The organism is Nocardia sputi (assembly GCF_023501985.1).
Window position 1 is genome coordinate 159,504 of the sequence record NZ_JAMFLC010000007.1, and the last position, 12,079, is coordinate 171,582.

The following is a 12,079-nucleotide window of genomic DNA, read 5'->3' on the forward strand; positions in this document are numbered from 1 at the left end:
GCAGTGGAATCAAGAAAGCGGTGTGCATTGTGCCCTCCCCGCGGTCACGGTGATCTCAGCGGAAGGTTCGGCGCCGCACTGCACCGACATCATGTCAGCCCCTGCACTGAGTGAAATCCTAAAGGTCGCAGCCTTCTCCGGCACGGCACGTGCCTGTGAGTTGAATCATGCGCACTACGGTGTGTCGCGGGGAATACACCTTCGCCATGCGGTCTAATTGATCTTGTCACGAGTTTTCCCGGTCATCGCTCGTAAAGCGGCACACGACCACGACACGGGACCGCCGGATCGGCGGCCGTGGATGTCGCGGTGCCCGTGGTGCGCCGAACTGCTCGGTAGCCGCAGCTCTTTCTCTCGAATCTGTCTCCAGCATCACCTCGGCATGCGAAAAGGAGAACGAACGTGAGCATGATCCTCGCCGCGCTGCACGACACCGTGGTCGCGCAGCAGTTCGAAAATCCGACTGCGGAAGAGCCGCCGATCGCGGACAAATTCATGCAGCTGGGCCGCTACTTCACCTGGTTGGTCCAGCTCTCCGGAATCACGGCGATCACTTACGGCGGCGGCAGGTTCGCGTGGGAGAAATGGAACGGCGGCACCCTCCAGTCGCCGAAAATGGTCGCCAGTGCGATGGCAGGCGGCGCGGTGGCGACGAGCGCGGGCACCATCATGAACGCGATCATCGGCTGACGCACGGCCCCGCACGCGTGACCACCGGCCCGACGGCCTCTGTCGGGCCGGTGTCTTCGTATCCGATCGCTGGTCTCGATTGCTCGGTTCGATGCACACGGAAGGGCGGCCCATGCGGGGTGCCCGGACGATCCGGCCCGCTGTAGCGACAGTCGGGTCAACGCCCTCCGGTGCAGTACCCCTCCGGGGTGTACTGGCAGGGACGTTCGTTGCGACCTTGGTATCCGCCGTGGTTGCTGCTCAGGCCCCGTCTTCCCACGCCGGAACCGCGCTTGTCGGCAGGGTCGTGGGAGTACCGGTCCGCTGTGGTGGTCACGATGGGCTCCGGCGAGGCGATGGCCGCCGCCGTCACGACCGCCCCGCCGATCAGCGCCGAAGCCACCACTCGACCTACTGTTACGCGCATCCTCGTGTTCTGCATGAGTTCTATCCCGTCGATTAACGTGCCGTCATATAACGATACATTGATCAGTGGACCGATATATGCACAACTATTCCCAGGAGTGGGAGCGATGATGTAAGCGCTGATCAGGCCGACGAGGCCGGTCACCCCGGGCGGGTGGAAGTCTTACGCCCTGTCCGACGTGCCGTTCGGCCGGGCGCGAAGCGGCTTCGGGGTGTGGCAGGTGAGCAGGGGCTCCGCCATGGACGGCATGCCGAGGCGTGTCGCCGAGGTGGGTCGAAGGAGCGTGACCGTCGCTGTCGCGGCACTCTCCCGGCTCGGCCGATCACGGCTGTGCCACATTACGTCGGGGGCCGGCGCTTGTGGTTCCAGCGGCCCGGGTCCGCCTCCAGGGCCGAGCGGTCCCAGTGGCCGAGTTCGGCGGCGGCCGCATATGTCGTGTCGAGGAACTCGAGCAGCGCCGATTCGGGCGCTTCGGCGGTGCGAACTGCCTCATACGGCAGGAGGAACTGCCGGTAGTCGCCGCTGTAGGAGGCTGCGCGCGGGCCGACCCGGTAGTCGGCGAAGCCGGCGGGTTCCGGGTACGCGTAGGCATAGAAAGCGCCTTCGGTCCCGCCGCCGGGCCAGAAGCCGCAACTGCTCAGTTCGTGCGAGTAGCCCTCGACCATGACCCAGTCGCCGCAGTTGGGGGCGCCGCCCGGGTGTGGCGGCGCGGCCCGCCCGGAGAATCTGGTGCATGCCAGGTCCATCGCGCCCCAGAAGAAGTGCACCGGGCTCACCTTGCCGAGGAAACGCGAACGGAACTGGTGCATGACGCGATCGGCGGCGATCAGTTGGCGCCAGAACAAGGTGGCGGACGCGGCGTCATAGGAGCGATGCTCGTAGTCGTCGGCGAACGGGACGGCGGGCTCGACCTCGTTGGGTCTGGCCTGGATGTGCACCGGAATGCCGAGTTCACCGAGTGCTTGGACGGTTTCGCCGTAGAAGACCGCCACCGGCTTGGGCTCGAGCGCGACCTGGCGAGTGCGGCCGTCGCTGGAGCGGATGTGCAGCCGGTGGTCGAGGAAGTCGAATTCGATGTCGAAGCAACCGGACGCGTGCGGGATGGCGGAGGTGGTGAGTCCCCTCGGGCTGACGTAGAAAGTGACCTGCCACCAATGGTTGACCAGCGGCGCGCGCGAAAGCCTGATCTTGCCGACAATCTGTGTCCACATATGCAGCGTCTCGCGAGTAGAAGTCCAGCTATCGACGCGCAAGGCGGGCCAGGCTTCGGGAGCGGCATCTGTGCCCGTCATCGCTGCACCTCCGCTCATTCGGCAATTCTTGGCGCCTGCGCCGCGTTCAGACGCCCAGGCAAGTGCGGCGCAGTGTTCCTGGCATCTCAACCTACCCGGTGAACAGGTGCTCGCAGGCCCGAATGCTGAACAAATAGCAACCGTCTGGCAAATTCGATGCGAAGTGCTGTCGAGTCGGTCGCCGGACGGGTGAGCGAAGACGGAACACGATCGAGGCGCGACCCCTCAGTGCCGGTGTGGCCAAATTTCGTGCCCGGTCCGCATGCTCGTCACCGGCAGTGCGGCACCCTTCTTCATCGCCCGAGCCCTACGCCGGGAGTTCGGATCCCAAACCATGGCCGCGGCCGCACCGCTGAGCAGAATCAGGACGATGGCAACGATTGCCACCCACAGCAGTACCACCGCTATTTCTCCGATCATTTCCGTCCGCTCCATATGGCACGTTATGCTCAGGCGGACAATTGATTTCGTACTTGTGAGCATTCTTCACACGCGCCGCCGACGCGAATCGACACGCGGATTCTGTGGTGTGACAGCACGCTGGACGCCGGGGTTTGGGATACGTCCGGTAACGCATAATGCCGCGATCGGACGGCGACCGGAAGCGTCGGTGTCAATGCCGAGATCGAGGATTTGATCGAGGATCGGTGCGAGTGCTATACGCGCATTTCGAGTCGGTGACGGGGCGGGGCCGGTTCGCCTACCGGCTCGAACTCACCCGCCATCCGCAATATTCCCGGGCAGGAATCTTCGACGGACCCGGGAGTCACCCTGCTGTGACACGGAGTTGTGGACCATGTCGCAAGTGGGCCGAATCCGGCAGTGGTCGGCCGTTCGAGTCCCATGCGACCTCGCGGAGGTGACTGATGAGATAATGGAACGTATACTTTCTCATACACTCAGGAGGTGTTGTGGGCGATCATATCGTGACCCGGAAAGTGTTGTATGACAACGAAGCCGGTGGTCCTGATACGAACCAGGCGGCATCTCGGCAGGGCGTGGGTCCAGGCGGGTACCTGGACGCCGCCCTCGTCCGCACCATCCTCGTCCCCGCCGCCATGCGGACAGCAGGAACCGCCAACTGGTGGGCGCCCGGTTGGATGGCGCCGGTCGTCGCTCGGGCAAGGCTGCGGGAATGAAAACCACGCCCTTGGAACGTGGTTCCCTTCTCGGTCGTTACCTCGGCGACCGCCGTTTCGCCCTCACTCTGCCCCGCGCGGTCGGGCTGCAAATACTGCACCCATCCGTCGCGGCTGCCATCGTCGATCACGCGCCGAGCAGTTTGTGGGCGCACAAGAAGCGGACGGTGTCGCGAATGATCTACCTCGCGTACACCCTGTGCGATCCGCACCCGGCGATCCTGTACGGGCACGGGGTGGTGCACGGCGTCGACAGCCGGGGCAAGCGCTACAGCGGCCTGACGCCCGAACTGTTCTTCTTCCAGCACGCCACCTACGTCGACACCCTGTACACGGCCATCGAAACCTTCGACCGCCCCCTGAGTGTCGACGAGAAGAAGGCGTTGTACGCCGATTGCTGCGAGTGGTATCGGCGGTACGGGATCTCGGCGCGGCACATGCCGCGGACCTGGGCGGACTTCGAGGACTACCTGGAATCGGTGTGCGCCACCGAACTGGCCGTCACCCCCGACACCGACAAGCTCGCGCCGCAACTGCTGCGGCCCGACGTCTGGTTGCCCCGCGCCCTTCCGGACTTCGCCGTGCGAACTCTGCTGCACGACCGAACCCGGCAACTCCTGCGAATCTCTTTGCAGCCCGGCGACCGGACCGCGACCGCCGCTTACGCGAAGGTCGTGAAGACGGGCACGCGCGCATTGACCTCCCGAGCGCGATTGGTGCCCGCGGCGCGCGCCTGACGCCTCGGTATCAGGACTGCCGACCTCTACCGGCCGGGTTCTCGGATGGTTCGGCCGATCAGATGTGGCGGGATGTCCGTCGCGACTCCTACGATGCCCGCCGTGGAAACTGCGCAGCTCATCCCTGGCTCTCGCCTGCAAGGTCGCTGCGCTGCACCGGGTACCGACCCCGTGGTTCTCCTATATCGCTGAAACTGCGGTGCCGACCTTCATCGCTGCTGCCGTGTGGAGGTACGGAAGTATCCGCAGACCGGGCGCAGACGTGCCGGGATATCGTCTTCGGCGGTCGGTGAATCGTTCGCGAACTCTGCGGTCAGCTCGCTTCGAAGGCGGTGGCGACGGTCCGGCGCACTTGCTCCATGGTCGTTGTCCCGGATTCGCGCGCGACGGAGGTCATGTCGACGTCGGGGAGTCCGCAGGCCACAGCCCAGCGCCAGGGGTCGAGATCACCGTCCACATTGAGTGCGAAGCCGTGGCTGGTGATACCACGGCTCTGGCGCATGCCGATGGAGACGATCTTGCGGTCGGTCTGCTTGGTCCACACGCCGGTGAGCAGTTCGGAGCCGGGTGGGGTGTCGCGGCGTTCGGCGGGAACACCGAGGCGGCCGAGTGCCTCGATCAGGCGGAACTCGACCTCACGGATGTAGTCGACCACCCCTTCGCCTGCGCCGAGCCGGACGATGAGATAGCCGACCAGCTGACCGGGTCCGTGGTAGGTGAGCTGGCCCCCGCGAGTGGTCTGCACTACCGGGATGTGGTGGGCCGGGTCCGGCAGGTGTTCTCGTGGCGTCCGGCGACCAATGGTGTAGACCGGCGGATGACTCAGTAGCCACAGCGTATCCGGCCGCGCGCCGCTGTGGCGCTGCTCGACCAGTTCGGTCATGCGCTCCATGGCCTTGTCGTAGTCGACGAGGTCGTCCTGGATCAGAGTCAGCGGCCGGGACTGCATGCTCCGACGATATCGCGCTCCCTCGCCGGGCGGCGGCGCCAGGGGAGAGGACGAGCACGGGCCGGTCGGCGTCGACGAGTGCGCCGCGAAGGTGCGGTTCGATGACACCGGCACCATTCGAGCGCCGGCCGGATCCGCCATCAGCTGTCCGCCGATGACCGTCGAGCTGGGACGGGCTGCTCAAGCGCATCCCTCGAGGGTCGCGTGTGCCAGTTCCGCGACCACGTCCGCGATTTCGTGGCGGGCGCGCCTGGCTCGGATCTGACGCCGGGCGCCGTTGCCACGCGCGTCCAGAGCCACGATCGCCCGCGCGACGAAGGCGTGGTCACCGGACTCCCGGAGCGCGGGCTCGATGTGACCGACGAGTTTGTCCAGCAAGTCGCGGTGGGGGACTACCCGGCCTTCGAGCGGGTCGAGTCCGCCGCCGTCCAGCCCCGACCGCGCGGCGTTCCAGTAGGCGGCGCGAAGTACTTCGGCCGGGATGGGCGGGGCGGGCTCACCCCGTTCGATCGATCGCAAGCCCGTGGCGACGGTAGCCCTGATCAGCGCGGCGAGGAGTGCGGCTTCCTCCGCGGTGGCGGGGACGTCGCTGACGCGAATCTCCACCGTGGGGAAGGATTCCGAGGGCCGGATGTCCCAGTACACCATCTTGTTGTCCAGGATGCTGCCGCTGGCCCGCATCATCGCCACGATCGAGTCGTAGTCGTCGACGGAAGCGAAGTACGGAGGTGGTCCCGCGCTCGGCCAGCGCCGCCACAATATGCTGCGCCAACTCGCGTACCCGGTCTCGCTGCCACGGTAGATCGCGGAGTTGGCGGTCAACGCCAGGAACACCGGCAACCACGGGCGCACGTAATTGCCGACGAGGATCGCGGTGTCCCGGTCGGGGACACCCACATGCACGTGACAGCCGCACAATCCTTGCTCATGGGCGATCATGCCGAAGGTGTCGGCGATCCGCCGGTATCGAGGCGTGTCGGTGACCGGGAACTCCTCGGGCACCGTCGGGGGCACCGCGACGGCGAGCAGTCGAGCGTCGTTGTCGGCCGCGCATTCGGCGACGGTCCTGCGCAGCGTGCGCAACTCCGTGAGTAGGTCGCCGATATCGGAGTGGACACCGCTACTGGTCTCCACCTGACAGCTGGTCAGTTCCAGTTGCAGGTCGATGTCCGCCTTCTTCGCCGCTTCGGCGACCTGGGTGTTCTTGGGCGTCGGGGCGCCTGTTTCCGGATCGGTCAGCAGGAATTCCTCTTCGACACCGACAGTCGGTACATGGGTATCCATGGTCGTGGTCGCTCCCTTCTGCCAACTGTCCGGCGCGCGCGCCGACGATGCGAACGAATGTGATCGGACCGTACCCCCGGTTCGAACGGCCAAACAGGCAGCGGCGGATGGTCGTGCCACTGATCTGCCACGTCGCCGACACGGGCGGGGCAGCCCGGGTCGCCACGCGCACGAGTGAGGATCGTCCCGGTTGCGAGCGTGGACGTTTGGGATCGGGGCGGTCGGATAGCTCGTAGTGAGCGTGGTTTCGGTTGTCACCGTGTGTGGATGAGGGATGAAGAGTGCCTGGAGTATTGGTCGCGGGTGGCTGGGGGTTGCTGGCGGGATCAGCGTTGCTGATCGGAGCGCTGGCGGGCCTTTCGAAGCGGATCCCGGCACGAGTGGTGGCCGGTGTCATGGCTTTCGGCAGCGGCGTGCTGTTGTCGGCGGTGTCGTTCGAGTTGATCGCCGAAGCCCACGAACGCGGCGGGATGGCCGCGACCGCCGCGGGCGCTGTGACGGGGGCAGTGCTGTACACCCTGGCGAATGTGGTGCTCGCGCGTCGCGGTGCGCATCACCGGAAACGCTCGGGTGATCAGCAACCTTCCGAAGCCGAGCAATCCGGTTCCGGCACCGCGATCGCGTTGGGCGCGCTGCTGGACGGGATACCGGAGTCGATGGTGATCGGCACCAGCCTCGTCGGCGGCGGCACGGTGAGTGTGGTCACGGTGGCCGCGGTGTTCATCAGCAACGTTCCCGAAGGCCTGTCCAGTGCTTCGGGAATGCTGCGAGCCGGACGCAGCCGCGGATACGTGTTCACCCTGTGGGGAGGGATCGCGGTGATCAGCGCGGTCGCGGCCATGACCGGGTACGGGCTGCTCGGCGGGGTCCCCGCCGCCGTGCTGGCCGCGATCACCGCGCTCGCGGGCGGAGCGATCCTGGCGATGATCGCCGACACGATGATCCCCGAAGCATTCGGCGACGCACACCTGTGGATCGGATTGATCATCGTGGCAGGATTCCTCGCCGCGTTCGGGCTGTCCCAAGTCCAGCCCTGACCGGTGCCGCGTGCTCAGACCAGGGCGGCTCGGGTCCGCGCATAGGCGATGACCTCCTGTGCGTGAGCCGAGTCGTCGTTGTCCGCGCGGCCTTGGCGCAGGTGGTGTATCGCGTCGTCGAGTTCTGGTCCTGGTCCGCGTTCGGCGAGCAGGACTGTGACGGCCTCCCAGGTCTGTATCCGCGGGTCGGGCCGAGAACAGAGTTCGTCGAGGTAGCGACCGGGCTCCACGAGTCGGAGCGCTCTGCGCGCGTATGCGTGCACGCGCGAGGGCAGTTCGCTGCGAATGGCGTCGATGTCGGTCTGCAGCACGTGTTGGCCCGGTTGAGCCGGGTCCAGGCGCAGAGACCACGGCGTGGTCAGCCGGTCGGGTAGGGGATGGGTGTCGATGAGGTCGGGGCCGGTGGCTTTCTCCAACGGTGTGGGCGGTAGGCCCCGTCGTGCGTTGCGCCAGTTGCAGTATTCCCACCAGGCGGTCGGTGTGGCGTTCAGGTCCAAGCCGAAGCTGAGCACTTGCTGTCCGCTGACCCATGTGCGGGTGACCCTGGTGCGGCCGACGGAGGCGACACCGCCGGGCTCGACCCGTATCCAGGTGGGGTCGGCGCCGTCGAACCCGTACTGCTGTAGCAGTTTTCCTGTTTCACGCAGCAGGCGGCGCAGTGCCGAATCGGGTGAGACCATGTCGGCAGACTAGCGACGCGCGCTGACACGGCCGAGCCGCAGTATTCGCGTCCCGTCGACCAGCGGGCGGGTTGACGGCAGTCCCCGATCCGCCAACCCTGACAACCGGACGAATCCGGCGTTCTGTTCCGGTGCTCGGCTGCTCCCGTTCGTGGTGATCAGTTCAGGAAGGTCGTGATCCGGGGGATCGCCGCGGCGGGACAGTCCTCGTGCACGGTGTGGCCGCAGCCGGGGAAGATAACCGCTTCGGCATGGGGGATTCGGTCGGCCAGTCGGGTCGCCTGGGAGGACGGCAGCCATTGGTCGTCGCCGCCCCAGATCACCAGGGTGGGTGCGCTCACCTGGTGCAGTCCGGCGTCGGTGCGGCGGTAGTCGAGATTTCGCCACAGGGCCAGGAAACCGTCGCGGTTGGCGGGCCGCGAGAACGGCTCGTAGAACTCCTCGATCAGTTCGTCGGTGACGAGCTCCTGGTGGGTGAACGTACCGCGGATGCTCTCGGCGTAGAGCGACCGGGTCATGAGGTCGGTGGTCAGTTCACCGATCACCGGGGTTTGGAACAAGGGTGTGATCGGCGCCTTCTCGGCGTCCAGCCCGGGGGAGTCCAAGAGCACCAGCCGCTCGACGCGTTCGGGATGCTGTTCGGCGAAGTACAGGCTCCAGGCTCCACCCCAGGAGTGCCCGACCAGCGCGGCGCGATGCAAGCCGACGGCGTCGAGGAAGCTCGCGATGGCGTCCGCCATGGCGGGCAGGTCGAAGGCGAACTCGGCGCTGCGTGATTCGGTGTAGCCCTGGCTGGGCAGGTCCACTACGTAGACGGTGTGCCGCAGGGCGAGCGCGGGGGCCACCTCTCGCCAAGAGTAGCCCCACAAGCCGCCACCGGCGATCAGTACGACGGGCGATCCGCTACCGGAAACCGTGTAGTGGAATCGAGCGAGATCGGTTTCGGCATATCGTGATTCGACACCCGTCAGGTATCGGGAGGGCAGGTCCGACCTCGGCGGCTCCCAGGCGTTTGCGACCGGAACAGTCGGCGCGAACAGCGCGGTCATGGTGGCGGCGAGGGCAAGGGCCGAGCGGGGGAACCGGATCTTGGTTCGCATGGGGCACTCCTTGGCAGGTGGATGTCTTCGATCAGAGGACGAGACAGCCACCGCCGACGTGATGGTATGTGGCCTGTTTCACCACTCGCGCCGCCCAAGGCCGGGCTGAGCGAGTTTCGCGCTGCGGGTGGTCGGGCTCCTACCGCGTATGCACGTCGTCGCGGGCGACGGTTCGTGCGCTGGCAGTTCGGCACGGGCGCCAGGGGGATGCCGAGTGTGAAGGCTCCGGCGACGCCGAACGTGATCTCGATGATGCCATCCATCGGTTTTGTGCCGCGAAATTGCGTTCCGGGGCAGAAGAATTCGGTTCGGATGAAGCGACGCGGAGCGGCGGTCCACACTACTTGGCGCCGCAACCGACCCGGCTGCGTGCGCGCCACCTGTTCGCGATCCTGGGAGACAGCATGACCGAGGCCGTGATCCAGCTGCCCACCGCTGGAGAATCCATCTTCGACACCTATGAGCGAATCCGTGTACGTGGGCAGGTGGTTCCGATCGAACTGCCCGGCGCGGTCGAGGCGTGGCTCGCGGTCGGTCACGAAGCGGTCGGTGAAGTCCTCGCCGGCGACGGCACGCTGTTCAGCAAGAACGCCCGCAACTGCCCCGCGTTGCACGATGGGACCATCCCGGCGGACTGGCCCCTGCGCGCGCTGACCGACATCGACCACATGCTCAACAAGGACGGGGACGATCACCGCCGGTTGCGCAGGGCGATCGGCCAAGCGTTCACCCCCGGCCGAGTGGCCGCGCTGGAACCGCGAATCCGGCAGATCACCAGCGAACTCCTCGATGAGCTGCGTGATCACGACACCGAGATCGATCTGGTGCCCCACTTCACAACACCCTTACCGGTGCGCGTGATCTGCGAACTGTTCGGTGTGCCCGCGGCCGAACAAGCACAGATCCGGCGCTGGGCCACGACGGTCGTGGCACACACCAGCACAGGGGACGAGACGAAGGCCGCCGTGGAGGGAATGCTGGCCTATCTCACCGAACTTCTCGACCGCAAGCGGCGCTCACCCGGTGACGACCTGACCTCGGCCCTGCTGCGGGCCGACGTCGAGAACGGTTTGAGCGAGGAGGAACTGGTTCAAACGTTGTGGCTGGTGATCATCGCCGGACATGAGACGACAGTGCACTTGCTGGGGAACGCGGTCATCGCGTTGTGCACCCATCCCGGGCAACTCGCCAAAGCCCGCGCCGAGGATCGGTGGACGGATGTGGTGGAGGAGGCACTGCGTTTCCGTTCCTCGGCATGCGTGATGTTCAACCGCTACGCGCTACGGGACGTCAGCATCGCCGGGGTCGACATCCCCGCGGGCGCCATCGTCGGGTGGTTCGCCGGAGTCGGACGGGATCTGCGACGGTATCCCGACGCCGATGTCTTCGACATCGATCACGATCATCGCGACCAACTGGCCTTCGGCCACGGGCCGCACTTCTGCCTCGGCGCGCCGCTGGCACGACTGGAAACCCGAATCGCGCTGTCCGCGCTGTTCGACACGTTCCCGCGCCTGAGCCTCGCATGTGATCCCGCCCTGATCCCGCACAGCCCACAGTTCATCACCAGCGGTCCCCTCACTCTTCCGGTGCTGCTCGAACCTCCCGCGAACTGACCTCACCGCACAGAAAGGTCCGGGCACTTCGCTCGAGGCCGTCGCGACTCGCGGAACCCCTGCCGGTCAGGCGGGGACGGCGCTCGCACACTGCTGAACACAGTGCGCGGGCGCCTCCGGTCGCGCTCTACGACGGCGCTGTCATCCTGGTGATCTCGCGGACGATCAGGTCCGGCTCGGTAAGGGGGACGTAGTGGCCGGAGTGTTCGGCGATGACGTGACGGCCCTGGTGCGCTCGTGCGGCGCGGTGGGCATGGGAGGCGATGGCCTCGGCGCGGATGGCGGCGTTCATCCCGTCGCCGACGCGCCCGCCGGAGATGACGGTGACCGGAATCGACCCGTGGTCGGGCGGGTTGTCGCGCCAGGTGGCGAGCTCGTCGAGGAAGGTACGGGCCTGGTGCCGCTGGGTGCGCAGCACGCCGGAAGTGAATCCCTCTCGCCGCAGGTCACGGCGAACATCGGCCGGGATGTCGCGCAGGTGCCTTCGAAACAGCACTTTGGTCAGCCCCAGCGGCGTGAGGACGGTTCCGACACCGAGCGCGATGCGCTCGCCTCGGCGGAAGCTGCGGCTGAACAGCACATCGGCCGCTTCGTCGGCGGGGTCGACCAGTATCAGGCCTGCGATCCGATCGGGGCGACGGGCGGCGGCGAGGCGCACGATCGGGCCGCCGGCACTGTGGCCGACAAGGATGAACGGTCCCGGCTCGAAGTGGTCGAGCACGTCGTCGAGATCGTCGGCCATGCGATGCAAAGTGCGGCCCGCCGAGTCGGGCGCACTGCGGCCGAGGCCGGAGCGGTCGTACACGATCGCTCGCGTGAAACGGGCAACTTCCGGTTGCACCTTGGCCCACGACGATCGGCTCGTGCCGGCCCCGGCCTCGAATACGACGGTGGGCGTGGTGGTATCGGTGACGGAGCGTGGATCAGGCAACACCATCGCGAACAGTCGGCGCCCGCCCCGGGTGGCGACCCAGTCCGCGATGCCTTGCGTGTGTTGGGCGGTATCCGTCATTCCTACCTTCTTCGGTGGGTTGCTCGCGCCGGTCGCCAGGGCGTGGTGTCCAGGGGATACGGGCGGCGCTCGGTCATCGAATCCGCTGGGGCTTCGAGTGATCGGCCGTCCGATACCCTTCGGCGACTCGGCTGCGG

At 66.6% G+C, this 12,079-nt stretch carries 12 protein-coding genes; 5 read left to right on the plus strand and 7 right to left on the minus strand.

The window, feature by feature from the left end:
* Positions 1-408: 408 nt before the first annotated feature.
* Entirely contained in the window at positions 409-690 is a 282-nt protein-coding gene (locus M8859_RS12510; protein ID WP_159928273.1) for a hypothetical protein, read from the plus strand.
* Between the two features lie 157 nt (positions 691-847).
* Here M8859_RS12510 and M8859_RS12515 read toward each other — a convergent pair whose 3' ends face one another.
* Both M8859_RS12515 and M8859_RS12520 read right to left on the minus strand, forming a co-directional pair.
* Entirely contained in the window at positions 848-1,075 is a 228-nt protein-coding gene (locus M8859_RS12515; protein ID WP_236565628.1) for a hypothetical protein, read from the minus strand.
* Between the two features lie 359 nt (positions 1,076-1,434).
* Positions 1,435-2,388, minus strand: coding sequence for a DUF5996 family protein (locus M8859_RS12520; protein WP_195070621.1), 954 nt, complete (start codon positions 2,386-2,388; stop codon positions 1,435-1,437).
* Positions 2,389-3,299: 911 nt separating this feature from the next.
* On the opposite strand from M8859_RS12520, the gene M8859_RS12525 reads away from it, so the two are divergent.
* On the plus strand, positions 3,300-3,527 hold the full coding sequence (locus M8859_RS12525) for a hypothetical protein (protein ID WP_159928267.1): 228 nt from the start codon (positions 3,300-3,302) through the stop codon (positions 3,525-3,527).
* Positions 3,524-4,264: an oxygenase MpaB family protein gene (locus tag M8859_RS12530; RefSeq protein ID WP_159928265.1), complete on the plus strand. Its 741-nt coding sequence runs from the start codon at positions 3,524-3,526 to the stop codon at positions 4,262-4,264. The genes M8859_RS12525 and M8859_RS12530 overlap by 4 nt, the downstream gene beginning before the upstream one ends.
* 313 nt (positions 4,265-4,577) lie before the next feature.
* Here M8859_RS12530 and lipB read toward each other — a convergent pair whose 3' ends face one another.
* Both lipB and M8859_RS12540 read right to left on the minus strand, forming a co-directional pair.
* Positions 4,578-5,213: a lipoyl(octanoyl) transferase LipB gene (gene lipB, locus M8859_RS12535; RefSeq protein ID WP_159928263.1), complete on the minus strand. Its 636-nt coding sequence runs from the start codon at positions 5,211-5,213 to the stop codon at positions 4,578-4,580.
* A 180-nt stretch (positions 5,214-5,393) separates the two neighbouring features.
* Positions 5,394-6,497 carry a glutamate--cysteine ligase 2 gene (locus M8859_RS12540; protein ID WP_159928261.1) on the minus strand — a complete coding sequence of 368 codons (1,104 nt, stop codon included), beginning with the start codon at positions 6,495-6,497 and terminating at the stop codon, positions 5,394-5,396.
* Positions 6,498-6,778: 281 nt separating this feature from the next.
* Between M8859_RS12540 and M8859_RS12545 the strand changes: the two genes are divergently transcribed.
* Positions 6,779-7,534 carry a ZIP family metal transporter gene (locus M8859_RS12545; RefSeq protein ID WP_195070619.1) on the plus strand — a complete coding sequence of 252 codons (756 nt, stop codon included), beginning with the start codon at positions 6,779-6,781 and terminating at the stop codon, positions 7,532-7,534.
* A gap of 14 nt (positions 7,535-7,548) precedes the next feature.
* On the opposite strand, the gene M8859_RS12550 is transcribed toward M8859_RS12545, so the two are convergent.
* Both M8859_RS12550 and M8859_RS12555 read right to left on the minus strand, forming a co-directional pair.
* Positions 7,549-8,214, minus strand: a complete 666-nt coding sequence (locus M8859_RS12550; RefSeq protein WP_159928257.1) for a hypothetical protein — start codon at positions 8,212-8,214, stop codon at positions 7,549-7,551.
* A gap of 158 nt (positions 8,215-8,372) precedes the next feature.
* The gene (locus M8859_RS12555; protein ID WP_249644241.1) at positions 8,373-9,314 is read right to left on the minus strand and encodes an alpha/beta fold hydrolase; all 942 of its coding nucleotides are present in this window, start codon (positions 9,312-9,314) and stop codon (positions 8,373-8,375) included.
* A gap of 404 nt (positions 9,315-9,718) precedes the next feature.
* On the opposite strand from M8859_RS12555, the gene M8859_RS12560 reads away from it, so the two are divergent.
* Complete coding sequence (locus M8859_RS12560) at positions 9,719-10,930, plus strand: cytochrome P450 family protein (RefSeq protein ID WP_159928253.1); 1,212 nt, start codon at positions 9,719-9,721, stop codon at positions 10,928-10,930.
* Positions 10,931-11,057: 127 nt separating this feature from the next.
* On the opposite strand, the gene M8859_RS12565 is transcribed toward M8859_RS12560, so the two are convergent.
* Positions 11,058-11,942 carry an alpha/beta fold hydrolase gene (locus tag M8859_RS12565; protein ID WP_249644242.1) on the minus strand — a complete coding sequence of 295 codons (885 nt, stop codon included), beginning with the start codon at positions 11,940-11,942 and terminating at the stop codon, positions 11,058-11,060.
* Positions 11,943-12,079: the final 137 nt, after the last annotated feature.

Bases quoted from the DNA above. Each gene is read 5' to 3' on its own strand.
- M8859_RS12565 (WP_249644242.1), bottom strand. From the start codon at position 11,942: ATGACGGATACCGCCCAACACACGCAAGGCATCGCGGACTGGGTCGCC.
- M8859_RS12555 (WP_249644241.1), bottom strand. From the start codon at position 9,314: ATGCGAACCAAGATCCGGTTCCCCCGCTCGGCCCTTGCCCTCGCCGCC.
- M8859_RS12510 (WP_159928273.1), top strand. From the start codon at position 409: ATGATCCTCGCCGCGCTGCACGACACCGTGGTCGCGCAGCAGTTCGAA.
- M8859_RS12530 (WP_159928265.1), top strand. From the start codon at position 3,524: ATGAAAACCACGCCCTTGGAACGTGGTTCCCTTCTCGGTCGTTACCTC.
- M8859_RS12550 (WP_159928257.1), bottom strand. From the start codon at position 8,214: ATGGTCTCACCCGATTCGGCACTGCGCCGCCTGCTGCGTGAAACAGGA.
- M8859_RS12540 (WP_159928261.1), bottom strand. From the start codon at position 6,497: ATGGATACCCATGTACCGACTGTCGGTGTCGAAGAGGAATTCCTGCTG.
- lipB (WP_159928263.1), bottom strand. From the start codon at position 5,213: ATGCAGTCCCGGCCGCTGACTCTGATCCAGGACGACCTCGTCGACTAC.
- M8859_RS12560 (WP_159928253.1), top strand. From the start codon at position 9,719: ATGACCGAGGCCGTGATCCAGCTGCCCACCGCTGGAGAATCCATCTTC.
- M8859_RS12520 (WP_195070621.1), bottom strand. From the start codon at position 2,388: ATGACGGGCACAGATGCCGCTCCCGAAGCCTGGCCCGCCTTGCGCGTC.